The sequence below is a fragment of the Rhodococcus ruitaii genome, from assembly GCF_055230935.1.
On sequence record NZ_JBUYWC010000001.1, the window covers coordinates 97,676 to 123,047 of the forward strand.

Consider the following 25,372-nt stretch of genomic DNA (forward strand, 5'->3'; position numbering starts at 1 on the left):
GCGTCAGCTGCGCAAGGCGCGCCAGGTCGAGGTGGCGGCGGCGGACAGCAATGCCGCCGTCACCCAGAACACCGACGCGACCCCCGCCACACCGGCGACCGCGCCCGCCGCGAGTGGTACCGCGACTTGCCCGAGGCGGTTGCCCGTCAGCCGCACCGCCAGCGCCGACGCCCGGTCCGACGGCGCGACCAACCCGACGACCCATGTCATCGTCAGCGGCTGGCCCACACCCCAGAACACTCCGCACACCGCGAGCAGCACCCCGATCACCCACGGGTTCGGCACCAGAGGAATCAGCGCGACGGGCACGATCGTGCCCGCGGTCGCCGACAACAACAGCTGTCGCCGTGGGATCCGCCGCAACGCCCACGGGAGCAGTGCGCGCGAGACGATCGACGCGACCGTGCGCGCGGTGAGCAGTACCGACACCAGCAGCACCCCGAAGCCGAACCGCTCTCCGAGCAGCGGTAGGTACACCACGATGAGGTCGACGGAAGCCAGCACGATGAGACTCGACAGCATCGCCGGTTTCATGCCGGGCGTGGCAAGCATTGAGCGAACCGACTGGGGTGGGCCGTCCTTCGCGGTCCGGCCTGATCCGGGTGGTTCCCGAAGGCTGATGACGAACGGTAGCGCGAGCGCAGCCAGCACCGTCATCGCGATGAGTGCCCCCGTGGTCTCGACGGCGCCGTCGCCGGTGCTGTGGGTCGCGGCGATCATGCCTGCGACCGGTACCCCCACGGCCTGCCCGATCGACACGCCGAGGGTGATCCCGGCGAATCCGCGGTCGAGTTCGCCCGGCGGCGACAGGATCGAGACGAACGCCTGACCGGACACGGTGACGAGCAGCTGGCCGAGTCCGAGCACGATATTGCCGAGTGCCAGCACCAGCAGGCCGGAACTCAGCGCGATGAGGCCGACACCCAGTGTGGACACGACGATGCCGCCGCGCAGGATCACCGTGGCATGGCCGCGGTCGACGGCGCGCCCCATCCGGACCGCCGCGAGCAACGGCACGATCGCGTACAGGGCGGTGACCACGCCGATCGTCGCGGCGTCGCCGCCGAGGTCGAGGATGCGGTACGACACGAGCACGCGCACCGACTGGAATGCTGCGTGCAGCAACGCGGTGGAGATACAGAGATAGAGGAGCCAGTGGCGTGGCGGGGTGTGCATGGATCAGGAGGCGGTGACCACTCGATCCCCGAGCGGCGATTGCAACGGCACCTCGACGGTGCCGAACACCGCGACCATGATGCACATGCTGTCCTGCGCCTCCGGCAGGGTGCCGCCCATCAGCGACACCGTCACGACGTCGTCGGTCTCGGTCACCGCCGGGTCGACGCCGAAGCACTCCGGGGTTCCGGTCTCGAAATGCAGGGACAGCCGGTCGTCGCCGATGAGTGAGAAGGACGCGATGGTCAGCGGATGCGCATCGACGATGTCGGGTCGGGCCGAAAAGACCGTGGCTCCCGCCGGTTCGGGACTCTCCGGTAGCGGTTCGACGTCCGGGGGCGTCGAACCGCACGCGGCGACGAGGAGACAACAAACGAGAAGTACGGCACGACGCATGCTTCCCACCGTAGGCGTGTCACGTGGCAATGTGTGTAGCCGCGCACGATAACGGAGGATCATGAAGCTGCCAGTCTTTTTCGACCCGCCACCCCAGGCGATGCCGACCCCCGAGGTCGTCATCGACGATGCCACCACACCCCGCCGATTCACGGTGCGGACCATGCTGGCGGCGAAGAAGTGGACTATCCCCGCAGCACTGCTGGTCGCGGTCCATCAGATCTGCGAAGCGCTGGTGCCCGTCGTGATGGGGCAGGCCATCGACCGGGCGGTCGCGACCAGAGACTTCGATGCGCTGTGGCGATGGCTACTCGTCCTCGCTGCGGTCTTCGCGGTCCTGACGGTGGCGGCACGCTTCGGTGGACGCATCGGGCAGTCCGGCATGCTCGCGGTGCAGCACCGGATGCGCACGCGCGTGACCGACCGGATCCTTGACGTGCGCGGCGTCGGTGGAAAGCAGCGGACCCCCGGCGACATGCTGAACATCGCGACCTCGGACGTCGAACTCCTCGCCCGCGGTATCGCCGTCATGGTGTACCCGATCGGGCACGTCGCGGCGGTCGTGTTCGGCGCCGTCATCCTGTTGAGCGTGTCGTGGCCGCTCGGGCTGGCGATCCTCGTCGGGGCACCGGTGATCCTGTGGCTGCTCGACAAGGGCTCCGGCCCGTTGCGGCGCCGCAGCTTCGAGGAACAGAAGGTGGCGGGTGCGGCGGCAGGCACCGCCACCGATCTCGTCACCGGTATCCGCGTGGTCAAGGGCATCGGTGCCGACGCGGAGGCATCGCGACGATACGACAGCGCGAGCCGTCGGGCACTCGACGGTGTGCTCCGGTCGGCGCGCGCCGAAGGTGCCTACATCGCAACCATGGAATTCGCGTCGGGGCTGCTCATCGTCGGTGTAGCGGTGGCGGCCGGCGCGATGGCGGTCACCGGCTCGCTGACCGTCGGGCAGCTCATCACCGTCGTCGGCGTGACTCAGGTGATCATGGGTCCGCTCGCTGCGCTCGGATCCAGCATGGGTGCGGTATGGGCAGCAGCGGTCGCCTCCGCAGAGCGGGTCCTGAGCGTGTTGCAGGCGCCGCCCGCAGTCGACACCGGTGATCGCGACGCCCCGGGTGACGGCACCGTCGAATTCGAGTCGCTCACGGTCGGGCATGTGCACGATCTGAATCTGACGATCGCCGCCGGAAAGTTCATCGTGGTCCATACCGACGCCGAGACCACCGCCGATCTCGTCGCCGTGCTCTCGCGATCGCGTCACCCGGAACAGGGACGCGTCGTGGTGGGTGGCGTCGACTTGTTCGATCTCGGAAGCGACGCGGCGCGACGCAGTGTGCGGGTGGTGCCGCATGCGTCGCACCTGTTCGAGGGCACCGTCATCGACAACATCGCCGCGGGCATTCCGGACGACGCACCCGATGCCGATGCGTGGGTCACTCGTGCGGTGTTCGCCGCGGCGTGCGATGACGTCGCGCGGGTACTCCCCGCCGGTCTCGACACACCCGTCGGTGAGGCGGGCCGGTTGCTCTCCGGTGGGCAGCGTCAACGCGTCTCGCTTGCCCGTGCGCTCGCCGCGCCCGCAGAAGTTCTCGTGCTGGTCGATCCCACGACAGCAGTCGATTCCGTCACCGAGGCTGCGATCGCCGAACGCCTACCCGAACTTCGGCGCGGACGGACCACGGTGGTGTTCACGCGATCGCCTGCGTTCACTGCGGCAGCCGACGACGTGCGCGAGCTGACCGGTCGTACCTTCGCACCTTCGGGGGAGAAACAATGACCACTTCTATTCGTGCAGGTGAGCGGTTTCGGACCGCGGATGCGCGCGGTACCGTGCGTGTGGCGCGGTCGGCGTTCGCGGGTAAGGGTCGCGTGGCTTTCGGTGTGTTCGTCGTGCTCGTGATCGGGGCAGCGGCCGGACTGGTGACGCCGTGGGCGATGGGGCGTTCCGTCGACGTCGTGCTCGAAGGCGGCGACCTCACCTCTATCGGGTGGCTCGCGGCGGCGATGGTCGTCGGGGTCATCGTGTTCAGTGCGTTGAGTGGCCTCGGACTGATGCTCACCTCGCAACTGTTCGAAACGGGCCTGGCGCGTCTGCGCGAACGCATGCTCGCGGCCGCGATGCGTCTGCCGTTGGCCAGGATCGAATCGGCGGGCAGCGGCGACCTGGTGTCGCGGGCGACCGACGATGTGGCCCAGGTCAGCTCCGCGATTCGTGAGGCCGCTCCGGCCGTCTCCGGTGCGCTGTTCACCGTCGTGCTCACGATGTTCGGCCTCGCGGTGCTGGACTGGCGGTTCCTGATCGTGCTCGTCGTGGTGTTGCCGGTCCACTACCTGGGCGCGCGGATGTACACACGCGACGCCCCGCCGATCTATCAGCAGTCGCGAGTGGCAATGGGGGAGCGCGCGCATCATGTGCTCGGCGGCATCCGCGGCTTGCCGACGGTGCACGCGTTCGATCTCGGCCCCGGCCTGGCGGGCCCGATCAATGCACATTCGTGGTGGGTGGCACGGTGGGAGCTGCGGGCCCGCATCGTTGTCAACCGCCTGTTCGGACGGGTCAATCTCGCCGAGTTCCTCGGAATGTCCTCGATCCTGTTCGTTGGCTTCCTCCTGGTCGACAACGATGCGATCACCGTGGGCGTCACGACCACCGCGATGCTGTTCTTCCTGCGCCTGTTCGGTCCGCTCGGGCAATTGCTGCTGGTGATGGACTCTCTGCAGAGCGGCCTCGCGTCGCTGTCGCGGATCGCGGGTCTGATCGAGGAATGCGAAGCGTACGACGGGGCCCACCGCGAGCGCTCCGATCCGCCCGCACCGGTGGGGCGTGAACTCGTCGCCCACGGCGTGCATTTCGGCTACGACAGCGGCCCGGAGATCGTGCACGGGGTGGATCTGACGATCGGCGACGGTGAGCATGTCGCGCTCGTCGGTGCTTCCGGGGCGGGAAAGACCACGTTTGCGGCAGTGTTGGCGGGGGTGCATCCTGCGAGCTCCGGGACGGTGACGTTCGGTGGGGTTCCGATCGGCGAATTGGGGGACGAACGACGCACCCGCGAGATCGCGCTCGTCACCCAGGAAGTACACGTGTTCTCCGGATCGGTGCGCGACGATCTGCGGATGGCGGCTCCCGATGCGTCCGACGAGCAGCTCGCTGTCGTGCTCGAGAGGGTCGGTGCACACGGCTGGGTGTCGCGGCTGGCGTCGGGGCTGGACACCGAGGTGGGTTCCGGTGGCCATGTACTCACCCCGATGCAGGAACAGCAACTTGCGCTGGCACGTCTGATCCTGCTCGATCCGGCGCTGGTGATCCTCGACGAGGCCACGGCGGATGCCGGATCGGCCGGTGCCGACGAGCTCGAGGCGTCGGCCGAGGAGGCGTTGCGAGGGCGAAGCGCACTGATCGTCGCGCATCGGCTCAGTCAGGCGGCGCGCGCCGACCGGATCGTGCTGATGGAGGACGGGCGGATCGTGGAGCAGGGATCCCACGACGAGCTGGTGCGTCGCGGTGGACGCTACGCGCGGCTGTGGGCTGCGTGGTCGGTGGGCCGGTCAGGCGAGTAGCGCCGCGACCACGCCGAGCCCGGGGATCGCGGCGATCGTCGTGACGAGCGCCGCGTCGCGGGCGAGGACCATGCCGCGATCGTAGGCGCTCGCGTAGACGAACACGCTCTGGGCGGTGGGCAGCATCGCGACGACGACCACGGCAAACAGTTCGGTGCCGTCGAGGCCGAGCAGATAGCGACCCATCGCCCACGCGAGCACGGGCTGGACCACGATTTTGAGTACCGACGCGAGCGCGATGTCGCGCCTGGGACTGGTGCCCTTCTGGAGGACTCGCACCCCCTGCAGCGACAACCCGAACGCGAGCAATGCGCCGGGCACCGACGCGCCGCCGAGCAGCTGGATCGGCTGCAACAGCGCGTCGGGTACCTGCCATCCCGTTCCCGCGACAACGAGCCCCGCGGCTCCGGCGACGACGATCGGGTTCTTGAAGGGGGTGATGAGCGTTTCGAGCCGCGATATCCCCGGTCGTGCGGTGGACAGATCGAGTGCGGTGAGCGCGATGGGGGAGAGCACGATGATCTGGAAGAGCATCAGCGGTGCGACGAACGACGCGTCGCCGAGCACGAATACCGCGATGGGGATGCCCAGGTTGGCCGAGTTGACGTAGCCGGAGGAGAGCGCGCCGATCGTCAGCTCGGGTACCGCGCGCTTCAGCCACAGTCGCGCGACCACGAGGTAGATGGCGGCCACGGCGAACGCAGTGGCTGCGCCGACATAGAGGTGTTCGGAGAAGATCGTCGACAGATCGGAGGTCGCGAGTGCGTCGAACAGCAATGCGGGGGTTGCGACGACGAATACGATGCGGCTGAGCACGGTCTGGGCCTCGGCGCCGAGCGTACCGCGGCGGCCCAGTACGAAGCCGATTGCGATGATCACGAAGATCACAGTGAATCCCGAGATCACACCAGACATGGTTGCCCAGTCTAATGATCTCCGGACGGCGTTCGATCGGCCGTGCACATCTGGTCGCAAATGTCATGAAAACTGCTCAGTTGTGCACAACCAAGAAGTTGTCCACAATCGCCTCCCGCGCCTTCCCTGCTGGTGCGGCGCCGGGCATCGTCGGTGCTCATGGGGGAATTCGACGAACCGTTCATCGGTACCGAAGCGGTGGCCGCGGGGAGAGTGTCGGTGCGACAGCTCCGCCGCTTCCGGCGGGTGCACCGCAACGTCTACATCCATCCGGACGTGGAGGTGACTCCGGTGCTGCGGGCGCGGGCGGCGTGGCTGTGGTCCGCTCGCGCGGGTGTGGCGGCGGGACTATCCGCTGCCGCTCTGCACGGCTGCCGCTGGATCGACGCGACCGCTCCGGCCGAGCTCGTGCGCACCGGTAGCCGCCGCGGCTCCGCCGGAGTGGTGATTCACAGCACCGCATTGAGCGACGACGAGGTATGTGTCGTCGACGGGATGCGAGTCACGACATCGGCTCGCACAGCATTCGACGTGGGACGCCGGCTCGAGCGTGACGACGCGATCGCCACGCTGGATGCGCTGTGCCGAGCGACCCGCATCCACCCCCGCGGGATCCTCGACATCGCTGCGCGTCATCCCGGGGTGCGTGGCCTGAAGCAGTTGGCCGAGGTGGTGGCGTTGGTCGACCCGGGCGCCGAGTCCATACCCGAGACGAGGGTTCGGCTGCTGCTCGTCCGTAGTGGTCTACCGGCTCCCGAGACACAGGTACCGATTGTCGACGGCTCATGGGTGATCGGGCACGCCGACATGGGATGGCGACAATGGCGCACGGCCGTCGAGTACGACGGAATCCACCATTGGACCGACGAACGTCAGCGCACGTATGACATCGAGCGCTATGAGGCGTTCGCGTCGCTCGGGTGGTCGGTGGTGCGTGTCAACTCGGAGCAGCTTCGGCGAAGGCCCGCGTCGATCGTGGCCAGGGTCCGGCAGCGGCTGCGCGCGTCCGGAGCGCCTGTTTGAGCGTGCACAACTCGGCGCGCGCATCGAGTACCGGCGACAGCAACTGCACGCCCGACACGAAGGCGCCCCTCCCGAACGTTCGGGAGGGGCGCCCTGCGAGCGTGTTTTACTTGCCGCTGACGTACGGCAGCAGCGCCATCTCGCGCGCGTTCTTGACGGCGATGGCGACCTCGCGCTGCTGCTGCGGGGTCAGGCCCGTGACGCGGCGGCTGCGGATCTTGCCGCGGTCGGAGATGAATGTGCGGAGCAGGTTCACGTCCTTGTAGTCGACGTGATCGATCTTCGCCGCGAAGAGGGGGTTCTTCTTCGGCTTGCGGCCCTCGACGGCACGCGACTTCCTCGACGGCCCTCGTTTGACTGCCATGTTCTCGCTCCTCACCAGCTCGACTTGTGGACGCCGGGCAACTCCCCGCGGTGGGCCATCTCGCGTACACGTACTCGCGAGAGCCCGAACTTGCGCAGGTGGCCGCGTGGGCGACCGTCGGCAGCGTCTCGATTGCGCAATCGTACCGGACTGGCGTCGCGGGGCAGGCGCTGGAGGGCGGCCTGGGCGCGGGCGCGCTCCTCGTCGGTGCTCGTCGGTGCTCGGATCGTGTCCTTCAGTACTGCGCGACGATCAGCGTAGCGCGCGACGACCTGCGTGCGATGCTCGTTGCGGGCGATCTTGGACTTCTTGGCCACGGCTACTTCTCCTCTCGGAAGTCGACCTGTCGGCGAAGCGTCGGATCGTACTTGCGCAGGACCAGGCGGTCGGGGTCGTTGCGGCGGTTCTTGCGGGTGACGTAGGTATATCCGGTCCCGGCCGTCGACCGGAGTTTCACGATCGGCCGGGTCTCGTTTCGTGCCATCAGAACTTTTCTCCTCTCGCGCGCAGTCGGGCGATCACCGCGTCGATGCCGTCGCGGTCGATGGTCTTGATCCCCTTCGCGGAGAGGGTGAGCGTGACGCGTCGCCCCTCGGACGGGACGAAGTACGTCTTGCGCTGGATGTTGGGGTTCCAGCGCCGGTTGGTGCGGACGTGGGAGTGCGAGACGGATTTTCCGAATCCGGGGGAGCGCCCGGTCACCTGGCAGTGCGCCGACACGATGTGTCCTTCCTGTCGGCCGCCCCGAAGAGCGTAACGACAATCATTTTCGACAAATGGCTGCGCCGACTGTACGCTGTTGAACTGCTAATGACAATCATTATCGAAAGGAGTCTGGTGGATACCAGGACACCGCTGATCCTCGTGGCGGGTCGGGGCGGAGTCGACACCCGCGATGCCGGTGCGGCACAGGTCACCCACGGGTTCCTGCGAACGGGAACGATCGTCGTTCACCACGACCTCTCGCACGTCGGCGACGGCATCGTGCACCGTACGGTCACCACATCGGACGATCGGCGACACGAAGCACTCGAACTCGCGCACACCTGTGTGTCCTGCACCCTGCGGGAAGATCTCCTGCCGTTGCTGCGCCGGCTGCACAGACGATCCGATGTCGACCGGATCGTGCTCCACCTCGACCCGCAACTCGAACCCGAGGCCCTGTGCTGGGCGATCGAGCACGTCGTCGTCGCCGATGTCGTCGGCCAGATCGACGGCCCCGCCTCCCGTGACGTGCGCATCGACGCAGTCGTCACGTGCGTGGATGCCGCTACGTGGATGACCGATGCCACCGGGGACGAGGACATCTCGACCACGCCCGACGACGAACGCACTGTCGCCCAGGTGGTGGTGGGACAGGTCGAGTTCGCAGACGCTCTCGTCGTCCGACCCGGAGCCGACGGCTGGGCACAAGCCCGGCTCCACGCCGTCCTCGCCAGGCTCGCACCCGACGCGCCCATCGCGTGGAGCACGAACCCCGACGTCGAGGCGCTACTCCAGCGGATCCCGTCCGGCGCGCGACGCGGGGAGATCTCCGATGCGCACTCGCCGCTGTTGCGCGGCCAGCCACCGCTCGACGACGACTGCGGCATCCGGCTGCTCGAATTCAGCGCGCAACGACCCTTTCACCCCCAGCGACTCCACGAGGCGATCGACGTCCTGCTCGACGGAGTCGTGCGCACTCGAGGCCGCGCCTGGGTCGCGACCCAGCCCGACAATGCGCTGATCATCGAGTCTGCGGGGTGCGGACTGCGCGTCGCGCACGGTGGACCGTGGCTCGCGTCGATGACTCCCGAACAACAACAGCGCATCCCCGACGCACGCCGTGCGATGGCCGCCCTGCGCTGGAGCGACACCTACGGAGACCGCGACAGTTCGCTCGTCGTGCTCGTCCACGACGCCGATCCCGACACCGTGCTCGGTGCATTGCGAGACGCCCTCCTCACCGACGGCGAATTCGCCCACCCCGAGCTGTGGCCGACGTGGGACGACCCGTTCGGCCGTTACCACCAGGACCCGTGCGCAGATCTGCCGCCCGAACGCACGGAATCAGGCTCCGAAAAGAGAGGTCACGCATGAAAACCGGTCTCCACCCCGACTACCACCCGGTCGTGTTCCAGGACGCGAATACGGGGTCGACGTTCCTGACACGCTCGACGATCACGTCCGATCGCACGGTCGAGTGGTCGGACGGCAAGACCTACCCGCTCGTGGTCGTCGACGTCACCAGTGAATCGCACCCCTTCTGGACGGGGGCGGCCCGCGTGCTCGACGCCGCCGGGCGGGTCGAGAAGTTCGAACGCAAGTACGGCACCCGGCGTCCCCGCGGCTGACCCTGCATCAACAGAAAACGAGGCCTCACATGGCAGTACCCAAGCGTCGCATGTCCCGCGCCAACACACGCAGCCGCAGATCCCAATGGCACGCGAAAGCACCGGATCTGGTGCCGGTGACCGTACGCGGCGTGACCCACCGTGTGCCACGCCGGCTCGTCAAAGCCGTCCGGCTCGGAACGGTCGACCCCGACACACTCTGACCCGTTCTCAGGCACCTCTCAGCGGTCGGGGTCAAAATGGTGCGCATGCGCATCTTGGTGGTCGACGACGACCGGGCGGTGCGGGAATCCCTGCGCCGGTCACTCAGCTTCAACGGCTACACGGTCGAACTCGCGACCGACGGGCAGGACGCGCTCGAGAAAGTCGCCGCCGCCCGGCCCGACGCGATGGTGCTCGACGTGATGATGCCCCGCGTCGACGGACTCGAAGTGTGCCGTCGGCTGCGGAGCACCGGCGACGACCTCCCCATCCTCGTGCTGACCGCCCGCGATTCGGTATCGGAGCGGGTCTCCGGCCTCGATGCCGGCGCCGACGACTACCTGCCAAAACCGTTCGCGCTCGAAGAACTCCTCGCGCGGCTGCGGGCCCTGCTGCGCCGCGCCACTCCGGATCCGGACGCGGGACTCGAAGACGCAATGAGCTTCGAAGATCTCACCCTCAACCCCGCGACACGTGAGGTCACCCGCGGCGACAGGCAGATCAGCTTCACCCGCACCGAGTTCGCGCTCATGGAAATGCTCATGGCGAACCCGCGGCGGGTGCTCACGCGGAGCCGGATACTCGAGGAAGTGTGGGGCTACGACTTCCCGACGTCGGGCAACGCCCTCGAGGTGTACGTCGGATATCTGCGTCGCAAGACGGAGGCCGGCGGTGAACCGCGGCTCATCCACACGGTGCGGGGCGTCGGCTATGTGCTGCGCGAGACCCCTCCGTGAGTCGGCAGATGAAACCGCCCATGCTGCTGACCCGGTCGGTGCCGTTGCGCACCCGGGTCACCCTACTCGCCGCGGGAGCCGTGGCACTCGCGGTCGCGGTGACCTCCATCGCCGCCTACATGGTGGTCTCGCGTGCGCTCTACGCCGACGTCGACAAGCAACTGCAGGCCCGTGCTGCCGCGCTCGTCGAATCGAGCACGCTGATCACCTACGATCCCCGCTACATCGGCGGCGCCCAGCTCTACAGCTCCGATATCAGCGTTGCGCTCATCTACCCCGACCTCGGCCGCTACGTACCGCCCGGATCATCGGTACCGATCGGCCGACCGGAACTCGCCGTTGCCGAAGGCGAGCAGAGTTTGTCGTTGCGCACCGTCGAACAACAGCGGGTCCTGGCGCAACAGATGCCCGACGGCAGCACCATCGTCATCGCGCAGCTGTTGCGACCTACGGTCGAAGTACTCAACCGGCTCGCGAGCGTGCTGTTCGTCGTCGGCGGATGCGGGGTAGTGCTTGCCGCGGCCGTCGGTGCGACGGTCGGCCGTACCGGTCTTCGGCCGATAGCGCGGCTGACGGCCGCGGCCGAACGTGTCGCGAGGACCGACGACCTGCGACCGATCCGGGTCACCGGGCACGACGAACTCGCTCGCCTCACCGAGAGCTTCAACATGATGTTGCGGGCGCTCGCCGAATCACGAGAGCGGCAATCCCGGCTTGTCGCTGATGCCGGCCACGAATTGCGTACGCCCTTGACCTCACTGCGAACGAACATGGAACTACTTATCGCCGCGAGCCGACCGGGGGCGCCCAGCCTGCCCGACGACGACATGGCCGAACTCCGCGAAGACGTCGTGGGTCAGATCGCGGAACTGTCCACGCTGGTCGGCGATCTCGTCGATTTGGCCCGGGAAGAGGCGCCCGAGACGGTGTTCGAGGCCGTCGATATCGCCGAGGTCGTCGACCGCAGTCTCGAGCGTGCGCGACGGCGTCGAACGGAGATCGATTTCACCGCGGTCACCGAACCGTGGTTCGTGTTCGGCGATCACGCGACCCTCACCCGTGCTGTGGTCAACGTCCTCGACAATGCGGCGAAATGGAGTCCGGCCGACGAAGACGTGGTGTTGAAGATGCACCAGATCGGCCCTGGGTTGATGGAACTGACCGTGGACGACGCCGGTCCCGGCATCCCCGAGGAAGAGCGCGAGTTGGTGTTCGAACGCTTCTATCGTGCGACGACCGCGCGGTCGATGCCCGGTTCGGGGTTGGGGCTGGCAATTGTGCGGCAGGTCGTGATGAAGCACGGCGGGACGATTGCGGTGGACAGATCGGAGCGCGGGGGCGCGCTCATTCGCATCGTGCTGCCGGGCATGCCGCAGCTCGACGCCCAGTGATTGCCAGGAAACTGTGAGCCCATTCTTCAGGAGCTTCTCAGCCGACAGGTCCATATTGAATGGAGTACGAATCCTCCACTCGGATCGACTCTAAGGACGAAGGCGACGAACAGATGACCGACGACCCCACCCACGGTTCCGGACAGCCCGCGCATGGACAGCCCGGGCCCGGACAGCCCGGGCCCGCGCAACCGCAGCAGCCGTACCAGTACGGCACCCCGCCGACGGCTCCTTACCAGCAGCCGCCCGCGCCCACGCAGACGCGGCGGTCCGGACGCACCGCACTCGTCGTGGGTGCCATCGCCTTGGCCGTCGTCAGTGGCGGAATCGGTGGTGCTGTGGGCGCATGGTCGATGCGTGACTCCGGAGCGGGGGCCAGCGTGACGAACGCACTCGACTCACCGCGCCCGGAAACCACGAACGTGGCGAATGCTCCCGAAGGGTCCGTGCAGGCGGTCGCGCAGCGGGTTGTGCCCAGCGTCGTGCGTATCGAGGTGGTCGGGCGCAGTGGGGCCGGCGAAGGTTCCGGTGTCGTCCTCTCCTCCGACGGCCTGATCCTGAGTAACAACCACGTCGTCGCGGGGGCCGGCCCGGGAGCTGCGCTCACGGTGTACTTCTCCGACGGGTCGTCCGCCGAGGCGAGCGTCGTCGGGACGGATCCGATGACGGACATAGCGGTGATCCGCGCGGAGGGCCGAGACGATCTCACCCCGATAGAGATAGGCAACTCCGAGAACCTGCAGGTGGGTCAGTCCGTAGTGGCGGTCGGTTCACCGCTCGGCCTCGAAAGCACGGTGACCTCGGGAATCGTTTCGGCGCTCAACCGGCCCGTCTCCGCCAATGGTGAAACCGGAAATCAGAACACGGTGATCGACGCCATCCAGACCGACGCCGCCATCAACCCGGGCAACTCTGGCGGGGCGCTGGTCGACATGGAGGGCAGGCTCGTCGGAATCAATACGGCGATCGCGACGTCGGGTGCCCAATCCGGTTCGATCGGCCTCGGGTTCGCCATTCCGGTGGATCAGGCTCGTCGCATCGCTGACGAACTCATCGACACCGGAACTGCGACGCACGCGCTCATCGGTGTCCAGGTCCCCGCTCGGGCAGACGTGAACGGGGCCGCAGTTGTCGAGGTCGTTCCGGACGGACCCGCCGCTCGTGCCGGAATTCCCGCCGGTTCCGTGATCACGAAGGTGAATGACCGGGTGATCACGGACGGTGATTCCTTGATCGCGGCGATCCGCTCACAGGCGCCGGGCACCTCGGTGAGCGTCACGTACACCGACGCACAGGGAAACAACCCGACGACGGTCGATGTTGAAACCGCCTCCGACGCGGATGGTGGCCGATGATTCAGGAGGCAGACATCATGGAGATTGTCGAACATACAGCGCGTCTGGACGGCCTGCGAACTACCTTTGACACCATGGAACTCGAAACCCCGCACACGGGTCGTGCACTCGTGGTGATCGTCGACGACCGGGTCTCGCACGGAGACAGTCCCGACTCGACCGGTCCGTTGGTGACAGAACTGCTCGTCGAAGCAGGTTACGTCGTCGACGGTGTCGTGTCGGTCTCGGCCGACGAGGTGGAGATCCGCAACGCGCTCAACACCGCGGTGATCGGGGGAGTGGATCTTGTGATCTCCGTCGGTGGAACCGGGGTGACCCCGCGCGACGTGACGCCGGACGCGACTGCGGACGTGCTCGATCACGAGGTCAGGGGGATCGCCGAAGCCTTGCGGTCGTCGGGTCTCGCATCGGGTGCCGTCGACGCGGGCTTGTCGCGGGGTCTCGTCGGGGTGTCGGGTTCGACGCTCGTCGCGAACCTTGCCTCGTCGCGTGCGGCGATCCGCGACGGCATGGCAACGCTGCTGCCGCTCGCCACCCATGTCATCGAAGACCTCTCGAGGGTAGAGGAGTAGCGCCATCTCCGGGTCGAGCGACGACACGAACAGCGGTTCCGGCGTCGACCCGGAGGTCGCGTCGTCGGAGAAGGAGGGCCGAGCCCGGGTGGACCGGGCTCGGCTCGCTCGGATCTTCGGCGACGCACTTCCCGACACGACGAAGGACGAACGCGGTGATGGAGGGGAGCGTCCGGACGATTCCGACGAATGGCTCAAACGCCAGGTGCCACCCCATCATGGATGAGTGTGATATCAATCACTGTGCATAGGGTTACTTAAGTACCCGGTCTGTGCTGCGTATCGGCGTGTCGCAACCTCTTCGTAATGCTGCGTTTCCCCGCGGTGCTCGGGGGTGGCGCACTCAGGGGTGTTCATCATCACAGCGTAGACCCTGATTCCTGCACTATAGGTGCATGTAATTCGACGTTTTACCTGGGCGGACGTCCGGGGCTCGGTCGGGGGCGCCACTCTGCGTGTACGAATTGCCGGATTTTGAAGTGAATCCGAGTGTCACATATTTTGCGCTCCCGCCAGTTTTCTGCAGCGGTGCCCTGCCGTACCGCGCCGTGGGTGTAGCCGTTGCCTAGTGATTGGTCACGGTCTAATCTCCTCACAGGTTCGATCAGGTCAAGGGGTGGTCTCGAACGTCACTCTTGATCACGAATCGGTAACGCAAAACCGTGCGGACGTTGATCGACAACGAGCTCACCGGCGGCATGGACCGGCGGTGAGTTCTGTGTGGAACGTGCCCCGCGGACGGCTAGGGCGACCAAGTTGTCGGACGCGGGCGCGCAACCCGGCACCAGAGAACGGATGAGGCATTCATGAAGATTCAGACGCGACGCGGTTTCCGAACCGCCCGCAACGCCACGGTGGCGGCGGCCGCTGTGGCCGGTCTGGTTCTCGGATCGGCCGGGGCGGCAAGCGCCGAGGTCAACGACCAGAACCGGATCGTCTCCGACGGCCACGAGGTGATCGTCACCCAGGAAGACACCTTCATCAACGGTGTGCCTCCGATCGGTGGCAGCCCGCTGAGCCGTGAGTGGTTCCACAACGGACGCGGCCTCGCCCACATCGTCGGACCCGAGTCGGCAGACTTCGAGGGCTCGACCTTCCAGTTCGGCTACCAGGTCGCGTGGTCGGCATCGCTCGACGGTGCGATCGGATTCAGTTGGACGAGTCCAGGTGTAGACGCGGATATCTACGCGGTGCAGGCTCCGTCGTTCGAGGTAGCGGGCGAGCAGCCTGTGCTCGATGACGAAGGCAATGAGGTCCTCGATCCCGAGACCGGTGAGCCTGTGATGGAGACCATCTACCGGGAGTCCGGGGAAGAAGGACTCGTGTTCGATGGCGCTGATACTTATCTCACCGACCTCCTGCCGCAGGCCACCGCCGCAATCGAGCTGACTCCCGCTCCGGGCATCGAAGAGATCGTCGTCGCCGAAGGCGCGTTCGACGGCGACTTCAAGGAAGTCCAGATCGCCAATGTGCACGGTGCCGCAACCGGTGTCATCGGCCCGGTCTCGCTCCGTCCGTTCGTTCGCGTGATCACCGACAACGGCGACAACGTCACCACCTACGGCCAGGTCTGGACTCTCTGAGCCCGGTCCGAGCAATCCCGCAGTAAATCCCCACCACCAAGTACGGAGTAATCATGGGAATCAAGTCGCGTGGCTTCAAGGCCGCACGCAACAGCGTCCTGGCCGGTGCCGCCGTTCTCGGCATGGTCGTCGGTGCCTCGGGCGCTGCTTCGGCCGAGGTCAATGACCAGAACCGTATCGTCTCCGACGGCCTCGAGGTCGTCGTGACGCAGGAAGACACCTTCATCCACGGTGTGCCGGCACTCGGTGGCAGCCCGTTCAACCGCGAGTTCTTCCACAACGGTCGCGGCACCGCGAACCTCCTCGGCGAGAAGGCTGCCGACGCTGAGGGCACCACGTTCCAGTTCGGCTACCAGTTCGCATGGGCCGGCAGCATCGACGGCGCCATCGGCGTCACCTACTCCACTCCGGGGCTCGAGCTGGAGGCTGGTTTCGATGGAGGCGGAAAAGCCAAGATCACCGACATCCTCCCGCAGGCCTACGCCGAGCTCGAGCTGACCCCGGCTCCGGGCATCGAAGAGCTCGTCGTTGCCGAGGGCGAATTCGACGGCGACTTCAAGACCGTCCAGTTCTCCAACGTCCACGGCACCGCCTCCGGTGTCCTCGGCGCTGTCCAGGTGCGTCCGTTCGTCCGCGCGATCACCGCGAACGGCGACAACGTCACCACCTACGGCCAGGCCTGGACCGTCTAGGGAGACGTCCGGCATACGCCGAAGCACGAAAGAAGCTGGGCCCGTTCGCGGGCCCAGCTTCTTTCGTATTCACCGGTGGAGTTTCCGCCGCTTACCCGGGTTCCCGCAGGTCGTGAGGCAACGGAAACCCGCACGGGCGGAGGAAGCCTCGGGCGCACCTAGGGCTGGTCGGGTGCGGGCTTGGCGTGTGCGCCGCCCTGTCCGGCCTGCGATGTCTGGGCCTCGAGGATGTCGCGGATCTGGATGAGCAGGTCCTCGGCACTGGCCTTCTCGTCGGACGGCTCGGTGGTGAACCGCTTCTTCGCTGCGTTGGCAGGCACGATCAGGATGAAGTACACGATTGCGGCGATGATGATGAAGTTGATTGCCGCCGAGATCACCGCGCCGATGTTGATGAATGTGGCGGGGTTGTCGCCGAGAAGCTGAAAGCCCCAGCCCATCTCGTTGTCGCCGCCCAGCGCCGCGATGAGCGGGTTGACGATGTACTCGGTGAATGCGGTGACGATGGCGGTGAACGCGGTACCGACCACCACTGCGACGGCAAGATCGAGGACGTTGCCCCTCAGTAGAAAGTCCTTGAATCCCTTCAACATGGTGCTTTCCCTTTCGGCCCGGCCGCCTGAACGCGGCATCGACGTGACCGTGATGCGGCGTGTTCCACATCACCTGCCGATAGTGGGACGATAAACCGCGCAGACCGTCCGCGTGGCCTCAGTGGAGAGTGACGGTCAAAGCACTTGTCAGCGACGCAGCCGCCACCGACACGGCCTGCTCTTGTTCGAGTGCCACGAGGATGACGCGTTCGCGCTGATCGGACGCCTCCTCGTGCCGAGCGAGCACCACCACCGCTCCTCGCGCCAGCACGTGAGCATCACCCGTTGCAGCGTCGTGCTCACCGGTGACGGTCAGCACGTCCACCTTGTCTCCCTCGCGCAACAAGCGGCCCACCCCCGCATCGGCAAGCCGGATGGGCACGACCCGCGCATCGTCGGCACCGACGGCCGCCGCCGCGAGCCGAGGCCCGAGGATCCTCGTGTCGACGAGCGCCTCACCGGCCGGTGCCGGACCGGCGAGCGTGTGGCCTATGGCGTCGGCGAGATCGGTGAGGGTGCCCGTCGCGAGGGTGGAGGTGTCGCGATCGGCGAACTCGACATCGTCGGCGGTGAGCGCGACACCCGGGGCCAGGTCACGAGCGGCGACCACCACGGCAGTCCGTTCGGCAGCGGGGTCGTTTCGCAGCGCGAGGACCGCAGCCAGGAGGACGAGGAGGGCCGCTACGGCGCGCCTGACGGCGACGGTGCGGGCCCAGCCGGGGCGTAGCAGGGTGCGGATGCGGTCGGGAAGGTTCGGCTCCAGAGGCGATGCGGGTCGCGGAGCGCGGTCACGAAACGGCAGTTGATCTCGAAACGGCAGTTGATCTCGAAACGGCAGTTGATCTCGAAACGACGAAAGTCCGACGGGCATGCTCCGAACCTAGGGGTCGGGCCAGCCCGCCGGACTCGAGAAACCGGCGTATTCGGGCAACCTGTGGATGAACAGGCTGCCTGTGGACAACTCCGGGGAGGAGTCGGAATCGTGTCAGCTGGCTGCTGCGGCCGTTGTGGTCGACGACGTGGATGCCGCGGCAGGCGCCGGTTCCGATTTCGTCTCCGTCTTCGCGGGAGTAGCGGACTCGCTCGAGGTGCTGCCGCTGCGCGAATCGGTGCGGTAGAAGCCGCTCCCCTTGAAGACGATGCCGACGGAGTTGAAGAGCTTACGAAGCTTGCCGGTGCACTGGGGGCATTCGGTCAACGACTCGTCGCTGAACGACTGCAGGATATCGAACTTGTTGTCGCAGGCCGTGCAGGCATATGAATAAGTGGGCACCGGGGGACTCCTCCGCGTATACGATCAGCTTTAGCACTCTACAGCCGACAGTGCCAACAAATCTAGGGTCTGTGTTGTTCCGCACCATCCCGGAGGCCCAGACGGACCAGCCCCGATCCCGGGGTGAACGCCCACCCCATCCGAATGTCGTGCGGATCCTCGGGTAGCTCGTCGACGAGTTCGTCGTCGCGCACCACCGCAACTATCCGCGCATCCGCCGCAGCCAGGTGCAGGGTGCGGTCGTAGAACCCGGCGCCCCGGCCGAGGCGCACCCCGCGCCGGTCCACCGCAAGAGTCGGGACGAGAACAGTGTGTGCCCGGCCCACCGTCTCGGGTGGCAGTACGTCGCCTGCGGGTTCGTGCAGTCCGAACCCTGCCGCGACCAGTGATTTCGCGCCGAGGAAATGCGCCCAGCACAGTGGTGCACCCGGCCGGGTGATCGGTAGAAGGACCTCGGCACCCGCATTGCTCAGCGCGTCCAGCATCGAGAGGCCGCCCGGTTCGGATCCGACGGGCACGTACGCGCACACGGTCGTGTCGGCGGGAACGAGCGTTGCGGCTAACGTGGCCAAAGCGGCATTCTCGCTGCGCCGCCGTTCGGTGCCGAGTGTGCGCCGTCCATCGAGGACCTTGGTGCGCCAATCGGCCTTGGTCGGGGGATGCATAGTCGTCACCTTAGGATCACCGAGCCATCACTTCGTCGGCAAAGTTAGGGTTGGAGCTTATGACGAACAATTCGACCGAGGTCGCGCGGCATTTCAGAACCGCGGTCGTGCCGGCGGCGGGTATGGGGACCCGCTTCCTCCCCGCCACCAAGACCGTGCCGAAAGAGCTACTTCCCGTGGTCGACACGCCGGGAATCGAGCTGGTGGCGGGCGAAGCGGCGGAATCGGGCGCTCAGCGGCTGCTGATCGTCACCTCGCCCGGCAAGGACGGTGTGGTTGCACACTTCGTCGAAGATCTCGTCCTGGAATCGAAGCTCGAGGCCAAGGGCAAGTACGAGCTTCTTGCGAAGGTCCGCAAGTCGTCCGGGATCCTCGAGGTGGACTCGGTGGTCCAGGCGCAGCCGCTGGGGCTGGGTCACGCCGTGTCCTGCGCCGAGAATGCGCTGGACGACGACGAGGATGCGATCGCAGTGCTCCTGCCCGACGACCTCGTGCTGCCCGTCGGTGTCCTCGAAACCATGCAGAAGGTGCGCAGCAAGCGTGGCGGTTCCGTGTTGTGCGCGATCGACGTGCCGAAGAACCAGGTGAGCGCGTACGGCGTGTTCGACGTCGAATCCGTGCCCGATGCCGCCAACCCCGACGTGCTCAAGGTCCTCGGCATGGTCGAGAAGCCGGCCATCGAGGATGCACCGTCGACGTTCGCTGCGGCCGGCCGGTACCTCCTCGACCGAGCAATCTTCGACGCGCTGCGTCGCATCGAGCCGGGCGCGGGTGGCGAACTCCAACTGACCGACGCGATCGCACTCCTGATCTCCGAGGGGCACCCCGTCCACGTCGTGGTGCACCGCGGCACTCGACACGATCTCGGAAATCCCGGTGGCTACCTGCGCGCTGCGGTTGACTCTGCGTTGAACACGGAGGAGTACGGTCCCTCGCTTCGTGAGTGGCTGGTCGAACGTCTCGAACGATGACGTCGAACGGGTGATCTGTGAACGGTGACGCTGGGTAGCGCGGGCTGGAGGACGAGTAGCGGTATGCGGTCGGTTGAAGATCAGCAGACCAGGGTGACGGCGGCAGCCGTGGCGCCCCGGCCTGTGCGGGTGGCGATCTCCGAGGCACAAGGCCTCCTCTGCGCAGAGGAAGTGGTCACCGAGCGGCCGTTGCCGGGTTTCGATCAGGCCGCGATCGACGGCTACGCGGTCCGCAGCGTCGATGTGCAGGCGGTGCGTGCACGTCCCGAACCGGAACCCGGTGAAGAGCCCGTAGAAGTGACGTTGCCGGTAGTCGGCGAAGTCCGGGCGGGGTCGCGCCAGCCGATCCGGTTGCAGCCGCGACAGGCGGTGCGCGTCGATACCGGTGCGGCGCTGCCCACCCTCGCCGACGCGGTGCTCCCGCTCAGCAGCACCGACGGGGGCGACGCTCGGATCAAGGTGCTCGAACCGGTCCGGTCGGGCGACTATGTGCGACGCACCGGCGACGACGTGCAGCCCGGCGACGTAGCGGTGCGTGCGGGCGCGATCATCGGCGCCGCCCAGGTGGGTCTGCTCGCCGCTGTCGGGCGCGACAAGGTACTCGTGCACCCGCGGCCGCGACTGTCGGTGATCTCGGTCGGTGGCGAACTCGTCGACATCGATCGCACACCCGGGCCGGGGCAAGTCTACGACGTGAACTCCTACGCGCTGGCGGCGGCTGCGCGCGACGCCGGCGCCGACGTCAACCGGGTCGGGATCGCGGGTACCGAGCCGAGGCGGCTGCGCGAGGTGGTCGAGGGCCAGTTGATCCGCTCCGAGATCGTGGTGATCGCGGGTGCTGTCGGTGGCGGTGCGCTCGACGACGTCCGGGAGGCCCTGACCGACCTCGGGAAGCTCGAGGTCGAGCGGGTGGCCATGCACCCGGGCTCTGTGCAGGGATTCGGGCAGCTCGGTCGCGACGAGGTACCCACTTTTCTGCTTCCGTCGAATCCGGTCAGTTCTCTGGTCGTGTTCGAGGTGATGGTGCGTCCGCTGATCCGGATTGCGCTCGGTCGACGTCAGCCGATGCGCAGGATCGTCGCGGCCCGGACGGTCGCTCCGATCACATCGATTCCCGGACGCAAGGGATTTCTGCGCGGGCAGCTCATGCGCGACGAGGCGACGGGCGACTATCTCGTGCAGGCCCTCGGCGGTGCTGCGGGCGGGTCGTCGCACCTGCTTGCGACCCTCGCGGAAGCGAATTGCCTGGTGTTGGTTCCGCCGGAGGTGTCCGAGATCCGCACCGGGGACCCGGTGGACGTGTCGTTCCTCGGGCAGCGTGGATGAGTCGTCACCCCGGGTGGCCGGCCGATCTGGGGCCGCTTCGCGTGGCGGGTGGGTTGGTGACAGTGCGGTCGGTGCGGCTGAGGGATGCCGCGGTGTGGAGTCGGCTGCGCACGCGCGACCGCGAACATCTCGAGCAGTGGGAGCCGACGGGGGAGTCTCCGTGGGACATGCGGCACCACGTCTCCGTGTGGCCGGGCCTGTACCGGAGTTTGCGAGCGGAGGCGCGCAAAGGGTTGATGGTGCCCATGGCGATCGAGCTCGACGGTCGGTACTGCGGTCAGATCACGGTGGGCAACATCGTGCGCGGTGCGTTGCGGTCGGCATGGATCGGCTATTGGGTCGAGAAGGACGTCAACGGGCTCGGGGTGGCGACGGCGGCCGTCGCCCTCGGCCTCGATCACTGCTTCGGACCTATCGGCCTGCACCGGGTCGAGGCCACAGTGCGCCCGGAGAACGAGCCCAGCCGCGCCGTGCTGCGCAACGTCGGGTTCCGTGAGGAGGGTCTGCTGCAGCGGTACCTCGATGTGCACGGACGGTTTCGTGATCATCTTCTCGTTGCGATGACGGTCGAGGAAGTGCCGGGTTCGGTGGCCGACCGGTTGGTGCGAAGTGGCCGCGCGACCTGGGCTTGAGTGCCTGTGGCTGCCTGATTCGGTGGGGACCACGCGCTGCGTGTAATGCACGTTACGTGCAACATGAGTAACAATCCCCAGCGCAGATGTATATCTGTGTGACTAGAGTGAATAATGTGTCACATGGTTTCGCGTGACTCGAGTGACGGCAGTAGTCGTCTGAGTCGGCGTTTCTGTAGGGATAAGAGTGATGATGCCGTTAACCTGGAAAAGGTCAGTGGCGTCGACGGACTGGTAGACGACAGCTGGGAGGAGGGCCGCCGGAATGCCGAACTCACTCCTGTGGATCGGACTCGTTGCCGTGTGGTTGTTCGTCCTGGTTCCCATGCTGGTCACGAAGCGCCCTCGTATCCGTCAGACGACCGACGCCGCACTCGCAACACGGGTTCTGCATCGCGGTGACGAGAAGCCGAAGACCCCCCGGGGTCCCGCGGCAGGTCACCGCACTGATCCGAACTGGCGTCCGAGTCGTGATCACACGCACCGTCATGCGGAGGCTCGTATGAACACTCAAATCGACGACAGGCCCGACACCGAACTCGACTTCACCGGTCCGGACGACGCTGCGCCCATCGATCCCGACGCCGATCAGTACGAGGTCGACGGTCCGCCGGTTCGGCAGAGCGTTCCGCGCCGCCGCGGCCGCGGCGGATTCGATCCCCAGGCCGACGCAGAGGCGTCAGCCCAACGATACGAGTTCCGTCAGCGCGTCGTCCTGGGGCTGCTCATCGGCGCCATCATGACCGCAGCGCTGGCCTTGATCTTGTCGTCGGTGATGTGGTGGGTGTGTGGCCTCGTGGTGGCGGGCCTGGTCGGCTACCTGTTCTATCTGAGGCGCCAGGTCCGGCTCGAACAGGACATTCGTCGACGTAGGATGGCCCGCCTCCAGCGGTCGGCGGCGACCGGAGTGCACGTGCGCGGCGCGGGCGAGGGCGGTGGTGTTCCGTCTCGGCTGCGGCGCCCTGGTGCGGTGGTGCTCGACCTCGACGACGAAGATCCCGAATTCGAGCACCTCGACAGGTTCGACGACGAGTACGACGACTACGCCGATCCCGACTACGCCGACCACCACTACGACGACGCTGGCTACGCCGACCCGAGCTACGACGACCCCGACGACTTTCCGGTCCGGCACGCCTCTGGTGCGTGATCGGAAGACCTGGGAGAACGACCCCGAAAAGCCTGCACCACACCGTGCGGGCTTTTCGGCTTGTGTGGCCGTGACCTGCGCATATATCCCGATTTCGTGTTGGAGGTCGGGGTTTGCTAAGGTTTGCGAGTTGGTTCTACGGAACCTTCGGGGCTGTGGCGCAGTTGGTAGCGCGCTTCGTTCGCATCGAAGAGGTCAGGGGTTCGATTCCCCTCAGCTCCACCATTTGTCGCGGTCCAGGTGTCTGTCGAGAGCGCAGTTGTAGTACGTTTTCCAGCGCAGAATCGACAACAACTGCACACCCGAATCACCCCGAGTGTGCCGCTACGGCTTCGGGCGTGTGCGGAGACGGCACCTCCAGCCCCAGCGAATCGCGCAAGGTCTTGCCCGGATACTCGGTGCGGAACAGGCCGCGACGCTGCAACTCCGGCACCACGAGGTCGACGAAGTCGTCGAGGGAATCCGGGTAAGCGGGGCACATCAGGTTGAAGCCGTCGCAGGCACCGGCGACGAACCACTCCTCGATTCGGTCGGCGACCGACTCGGGTGTGCCGATCATGGTGGCGTGACCGCCGCCGGCAGCGAGAAAACCGAGCAGCTCTCGCAGGGTCGGTCGCTGCGTCTCGATGATTCGTTGCACCGTCGCGTATCGCCCCTGTGGGCCGGTGAATTCCGAGATGGGCGGCAGGTCCGAGACGGGAGCGTCGAGGTCGTGGCCGGTGTAGTCCTGGCCGGTGAAGGCCCCGAGTTGGGTAAGAGCGCCCTCGATGTCGAGAAACGCGTCCAGTTCCGACTTCTTCGCCTGGGCCTCGTCGTCGGTGCGTCCGACGTAGGTGACGAGACCGGGCAGGATCGCGATCGACGCGGCATCACGTCCCGCGGAGGCGGCACGGGCACGCAGGTCGGTGGCAAATTCGAGCGCTGCCGGAAGATCCCAGGCGACCGAATACACGGCCTCGGCGTGGCGGGCCGCAAGGTCCCGTCCGGTTTCCGAGGCTCCGGCCTGGAACACGACCGGGCGCCCCTGCGGGCAGCGTGGCACTGTGAGCGGACCGTCTACACGGAAGTGTCTGCCGCGATGCTCGATCCGGTGGATCGCATCGGCATCGAGGAAGCGTCCGGCCGCACGGTCCGCGATCACAGCGTCTTCGTCCCACGAATCCCACAGCGCGACAATCGCGGCGATGAACTCTTCCGCCCTGCCGTACCGTTCGGCGTGAACGGGGAGCGAATCGAATCCATGGTTGCGGGCTTCGGCGTCGAACATCGATGTCACGATGTTGGCCCCGGCGCGTCCACCGCTGATGTGATCGAGCGACGCGAGCATACGGGCTGCGTGGAACGGTGTGTAGAAGCTTGCGGACACCGTGGTGACCAGCCCGATTTTGTCGGTCGCCCGGGCCATTGCAGAGAGCGCCGTGATCGGTTCGAGAAACCATGTTGTACCGGCCGTATACGCGGGGTTCACACTGTGACCGTCGGCGAAGAACACTGCGTCGAGGCATCCCCGTTCGGCGGTGCGCGCGAGTTCCTCGAAGTAGGCGATGTCGCCGATGCGTTCGGCTGCGGAGTCCGGGTGCCGCCACGCAGAGGAATGGTGACCGGCGCCGTACAGAAATGCGTTCAGATGCAGGGTGCGCGCCGCCATCAGTTCATCACCAGCCCGCCGTCGACGACGAGGTTCTGCCCGGTGACCGAGCGCGACCAATCGGACGCGAAGAACAGCACGGCGGCGGCGAAATCCTCCGGGGTCGTGACCTTGCGCAGCGGGGTCGACGCGGCGATCAGGTCGAAGACCTCCGGGGGTGTCGCGGACGATGCATCGGTGGTGCGCAGGAGTCCGCCCGACACCATGTTCACACGGATGCCTTCGGGGCCCAGATCCGCAGCGAAAGTACGGGTGGTCGACAGCAGGGCCGCTTTGGCCGCGGTGTAGTCGTGGTAGGGCACAACCGGGTTCTGGAACAGGTTGGTCCCGATATTGACGATGCTGCCTCCGCCGGTCTCCCGCATTCCCGGCAGAGCGGCCTGGATGGTGTTCACCGCACCACCGACGATGCCTTCGAGCTGGGCTGCGAAGGCGCTGTAGCCGATTCGATCCGCTTTTTCGCGAGCATCTCCGTTGAACGAGAAGTCGGGCAGGGCGTTGTTCACCACGGTGGTCACCGGACGTCCGAAATGTGCGCGCGCTGTGTCGAACATCGCCGCTACTTGCGTGCGGTCGGTGACGTCGGCCTGCACAGCAATCGCGCGTTCGGCGCCGATACTCTCCGCGAGCGCCCGTGCCCCATCGCTGCTGTGCCGGTAGTTCACGACGACGGACGCACCTTCGTCCGCGAAGGCCTGTGCAATGCTGTGGCCGAGCCCGCGGCCGGCACCCGTGATCAGAACGATCCGGTTCTTCAGAGATGTTCTTGTGGACATTGCTGTGACGCCTTCCCTTCGGACCGAAGGGATACGCAG

At 66.6% G+C, this 25,372-nt stretch carries 30 protein-coding genes and 1 tRNA gene; 18 read left to right on the top strand and 13 right to left on the bottom strand.

Going from position 1 to position 25,372, the window contains the following annotated elements:
- Window positions 1-3 precede the first annotated feature (3 nt).
- Both ACZI8W_RS00465 and ACZI8W_RS00470 read right to left on the bottom strand, forming a co-directional pair.
- Complete coding sequence (locus ACZI8W_RS00465; RefSeq protein ID WP_463366511.1) at window positions 4-1,176, bottom strand: MFS transporter; 1,173 nt, start codon at window positions 1,174-1,176, stop codon at window positions 4-6.
- Between the two features lie 3 nt (window positions 1,177-1,179).
- Complete coding sequence (locus ACZI8W_RS00470; protein WP_463366512.1) at window positions 1,180-1,572, bottom strand: hypothetical protein; 393 nt, start codon at window positions 1,570-1,572, stop codon at window positions 1,180-1,182.
- 61 nt (window positions 1,573-1,633) lie between these two features.
- On the opposite strand from ACZI8W_RS00470, the gene ACZI8W_RS00475 reads away from it, so the two are divergent.
- Both ACZI8W_RS00475 and ACZI8W_RS00480 read left to right on the top strand, forming a co-directional pair.
- Window positions 1,634-3,349 carry an ABC transporter ATP-binding protein gene (locus ACZI8W_RS00475; protein ID WP_463366513.1) on the top strand — a complete coding sequence of 572 codons (1,716 nt, stop codon included), beginning with the start codon at window positions 1,634-1,636 and terminating at the stop codon, window positions 3,347-3,349.
- Complete coding sequence (locus ACZI8W_RS00480; protein WP_463366514.1) at window positions 3,346-5,133, top strand: ABC transporter ATP-binding protein; 1,788 nt, start codon at window positions 3,346-3,348, stop codon at window positions 5,131-5,133. Before ACZI8W_RS00475 ends, ACZI8W_RS00480 begins: the two co-directional genes overlap by 4 nt.
- Here the strand turns inward: ACZI8W_RS00480 and ACZI8W_RS00485 are convergent.
- Complete coding sequence (locus ACZI8W_RS00485) at window positions 5,122-6,048, bottom strand: AEC family transporter (protein WP_463366515.1); 927 nt, start codon at window positions 6,046-6,048, stop codon at window positions 5,122-5,124. The two genes, ACZI8W_RS00480 and ACZI8W_RS00485, sit on opposite strands and share 12 nt — an antisense overlap.
- Before the next feature lie 159 nt (window positions 6,049-6,207).
- Between ACZI8W_RS00485 and ACZI8W_RS00490 the strand changes: the two genes are divergently transcribed.
- Window positions 6,208-7,071, top strand: a complete 864-nt coding sequence (locus ACZI8W_RS00490) for a DUF559 domain-containing protein (protein ID WP_463366517.1) — start codon at window positions 6,208-6,210, stop codon at window positions 7,069-7,071.
- A 106-nt stretch (window positions 7,072-7,177) separates the two neighbouring features.
- On the opposite strand, the gene rpsR is transcribed toward ACZI8W_RS00490, so the two are convergent.
- From rpsR to rpmB, 4 genes are read right to left on the bottom strand one after another with little or no spacing between them, the layout of a single operon-like run.
- Window positions 7,178-7,435 carry a 30S ribosomal protein S18 gene (rpsR, locus tag ACZI8W_RS00495; RefSeq protein WP_463366518.1) on the bottom strand — a complete coding sequence of 86 codons (258 nt, stop codon included), beginning with the start codon at window positions 7,433-7,435 and terminating at the stop codon, window positions 7,178-7,180.
- Window positions 7,436-7,446: 11 nt separating this feature from the next.
- The gene (gene rpsN / locus ACZI8W_RS00500) at window positions 7,447-7,752 is read right to left on the bottom strand and encodes a 30S ribosomal protein S14 (RefSeq protein ID WP_463366519.1); all 306 of its coding nucleotides are present in this window, start codon (window positions 7,750-7,752) and stop codon (window positions 7,447-7,449) included.
- A 2-nt stretch (window positions 7,753-7,754) separates the two neighbouring features.
- Window positions 7,755-7,919, bottom strand: coding sequence for a 50S ribosomal protein L33 (gene rpmG / locus ACZI8W_RS00505; RefSeq protein WP_463366520.1), 165 nt, complete (start codon window positions 7,917-7,919; stop codon window positions 7,755-7,757).
- Window positions 7,919-8,155 (bottom strand): 50S ribosomal protein L28, encoded by a 237-nt coding sequence (rpmB, locus tag ACZI8W_RS00510; RefSeq protein WP_330134980.1) that lies wholly within the window; start codon window positions 8,153-8,155, stop codon window positions 7,919-7,921. Before rpmB ends, rpmG begins: the two co-directional genes overlap by 1 nt.
- Before the next feature lie 117 nt (window positions 8,156-8,272).
- Between rpmB and mrf the strand changes: the two genes are divergently transcribed.
- From mrf to ACZI8W_RS00560, 10 genes are all read left to right on the top strand, one after another.
- Window positions 8,273-9,514 (top strand): ribosome hibernation factor-recruiting GTPase MRF, encoded by a 1,242-nt coding sequence (mrf, locus tag ACZI8W_RS00515; RefSeq protein ID WP_463366521.1) that lies wholly within the window; start codon window positions 8,273-8,275, stop codon window positions 9,512-9,514.
- On the top strand, window positions 9,511-9,768 hold the full coding sequence (locus ACZI8W_RS00520) for a type B 50S ribosomal protein L31 (protein WP_463366522.1): 258 nt from the start codon (window positions 9,511-9,513) through the stop codon (window positions 9,766-9,768). Before mrf ends, ACZI8W_RS00520 begins: the two co-directional genes overlap by 4 nt.
- A 29-nt stretch (window positions 9,769-9,797) precedes the next feature.
- Complete coding sequence (rpmF, locus tag ACZI8W_RS00525) at window positions 9,798-9,971, top strand: 50S ribosomal protein L32 (RefSeq protein ID WP_463366523.1); 174 nt, start codon at window positions 9,798-9,800, stop codon at window positions 9,969-9,971.
- A 45-nt stretch (window positions 9,972-10,016) separates the two neighbouring features.
- Entirely contained in the window at window positions 10,017-10,706 is a 690-nt protein-coding gene (locus tag ACZI8W_RS00530; RefSeq protein WP_463366524.1) for a response regulator transcription factor, read from the top strand.
- A gap of 8 nt (window positions 10,707-10,714) precedes the next feature.
- Window positions 10,715-12,097: a sensor histidine kinase gene (locus ACZI8W_RS00535; protein WP_463366525.1), complete on the top strand. Its 1,383-nt coding sequence runs from the start codon at window positions 10,715-10,717 to the stop codon at window positions 12,095-12,097.
- A 113-nt stretch (window positions 12,098-12,210) separates the two neighbouring features.
- Complete coding sequence (locus tag ACZI8W_RS00540) at window positions 12,211-13,452, top strand: S1C family serine protease (RefSeq protein WP_463366526.1); 1,242 nt, start codon at window positions 12,211-12,213, stop codon at window positions 13,450-13,452.
- A gap of 74 nt (window positions 13,453-13,526) precedes the next feature.
- Complete coding sequence (locus ACZI8W_RS00545; protein WP_463366527.1) at window positions 13,527-14,024, top strand: MogA/MoaB family molybdenum cofactor biosynthesis protein; 498 nt, start codon at window positions 13,527-13,529, stop codon at window positions 14,022-14,024.
- 88 nt (window positions 14,025-14,112) lie between these two features.
- The gene (locus tag ACZI8W_RS00550) at window positions 14,113-14,250 is read left to right on the top strand and encodes a hypothetical protein (RefSeq protein WP_463366528.1); all 138 of its coding nucleotides are present in this window, start codon (window positions 14,113-14,115) and stop codon (window positions 14,248-14,250) included.
- Between the two features lie 580 nt (window positions 14,251-14,830).
- Window positions 14,831-15,607: an MspA family porin gene (locus ACZI8W_RS00555; RefSeq protein ID WP_463366529.1), complete on the top strand. Its 777-nt coding sequence runs from the start codon at window positions 14,831-14,833 to the stop codon at window positions 15,605-15,607.
- A gap of 53 nt (window positions 15,608-15,660) precedes the next feature.
- Window positions 15,661-16,299 carry an MspA family porin gene (locus ACZI8W_RS00560; RefSeq protein ID WP_463366530.1) on the top strand — a complete coding sequence of 213 codons (639 nt, stop codon included), beginning with the start codon at window positions 15,661-15,663 and terminating at the stop codon, window positions 16,297-16,299.
- Window positions 16,300-16,457: 158 nt separating this feature from the next.
- On the opposite strand, the gene mscL is transcribed toward ACZI8W_RS00560, so the two are convergent.
- The 4 genes from mscL to ACZI8W_RS00580 all read right to left on the bottom strand — a co-directional run bounded on the left by mscL (window position 16,458) and on the right by ACZI8W_RS00580 (window position 18,830).
- Window positions 16,458-16,892 carry a large conductance mechanosensitive channel protein MscL gene (mscL, locus tag ACZI8W_RS00565; protein WP_463366531.1) on the bottom strand — a complete coding sequence of 145 codons (435 nt, stop codon included), beginning with the start codon at window positions 16,890-16,892 and terminating at the stop codon, window positions 16,458-16,460.
- Window positions 16,893-17,010: 118 nt separating this feature from the next.
- Window positions 17,011-17,763 (bottom strand): SAF domain-containing protein, encoded by a 753-nt coding sequence (locus ACZI8W_RS00570; RefSeq protein WP_463366532.1) that lies wholly within the window; start codon window positions 17,761-17,763, stop codon window positions 17,011-17,013.
- A gap of 114 nt (window positions 17,764-17,877) precedes the next feature.
- The gene (locus ACZI8W_RS00575) at window positions 17,878-18,165 is read right to left on the bottom strand and encodes an FmdB family zinc ribbon protein (RefSeq protein WP_463366533.1); all 288 of its coding nucleotides are present in this window, start codon (window positions 18,163-18,165) and stop codon (window positions 17,878-17,880) included.
- Window positions 18,166-18,227: 62 nt separating this feature from the next.
- Window positions 18,228-18,830, bottom strand: a complete 603-nt coding sequence (locus tag ACZI8W_RS00580) for a 5-formyltetrahydrofolate cyclo-ligase (RefSeq protein WP_463366534.1) — start codon at window positions 18,828-18,830, stop codon at window positions 18,228-18,230.
- 59 nt (window positions 18,831-18,889) lie between these two features.
- On the opposite strand from ACZI8W_RS00580, the gene ACZI8W_RS00585 reads away from it, so the two are divergent.
- From ACZI8W_RS00585 to ACZI8W_RS00605, 5 genes are all read left to right on the top strand, one after another.
- Complete coding sequence (locus tag ACZI8W_RS00585) at window positions 18,890-19,801, top strand: UTP--glucose-1-phosphate uridylyltransferase (protein WP_463366535.1); 912 nt, start codon at window positions 18,890-18,892, stop codon at window positions 19,799-19,801.
- 63 nt (window positions 19,802-19,864) lie between these two features.
- Window positions 19,865-21,127: a molybdotransferase-like divisome protein Glp gene (gene glp, locus ACZI8W_RS00590; protein ID WP_463366536.1), complete on the top strand. Its 1,263-nt coding sequence runs from the start codon at window positions 19,865-19,867 to the stop codon at window positions 21,125-21,127.
- On the top strand, window positions 21,124-21,759 hold the full coding sequence (locus tag ACZI8W_RS00595; protein WP_463366537.1) for a GNAT family N-acetyltransferase: 636 nt from the start codon (window positions 21,124-21,126) through the stop codon (window positions 21,757-21,759). The genes glp and ACZI8W_RS00595 overlap by 4 nt, the downstream gene beginning before the upstream one ends.
- A gap of 265 nt (window positions 21,760-22,024) precedes the next feature.
- Entirely contained in the window at window positions 22,025-22,909 is an 885-nt protein-coding gene (sepX, locus tag ACZI8W_RS00600; protein WP_463366538.1) for a divisome protein SepX/GlpR, read from the top strand.
- A gap of 149 nt (window positions 22,910-23,058) precedes the next feature.
- Window positions 23,059-23,134, top strand: a tRNA-Ala gene (locus ACZI8W_RS00605).
- Window positions 23,135-23,216: 82 nt separating this feature from the next.
- On the opposite strand, the gene ACZI8W_RS00610 is transcribed toward ACZI8W_RS00605, so the two are convergent.
- Entirely contained in the window at window positions 23,217-24,560 is a 1,344-nt protein-coding gene (locus ACZI8W_RS00610) for an LLM class flavin-dependent oxidoreductase (protein ID WP_463366614.1), read from the bottom strand.
- On the bottom strand, window positions 24,557-25,333 hold the full coding sequence (locus ACZI8W_RS00615) for a 3-oxoacyl-ACP reductase (RefSeq protein WP_463366539.1): 777 nt from the start codon (window positions 25,331-25,333) through the stop codon (window positions 24,557-24,559). Before ACZI8W_RS00615 ends, ACZI8W_RS00610 begins: the two co-directional genes overlap by 4 nt.
- Between the last annotated feature and the right edge of the window lie 39 nt (window positions 25,334-25,372).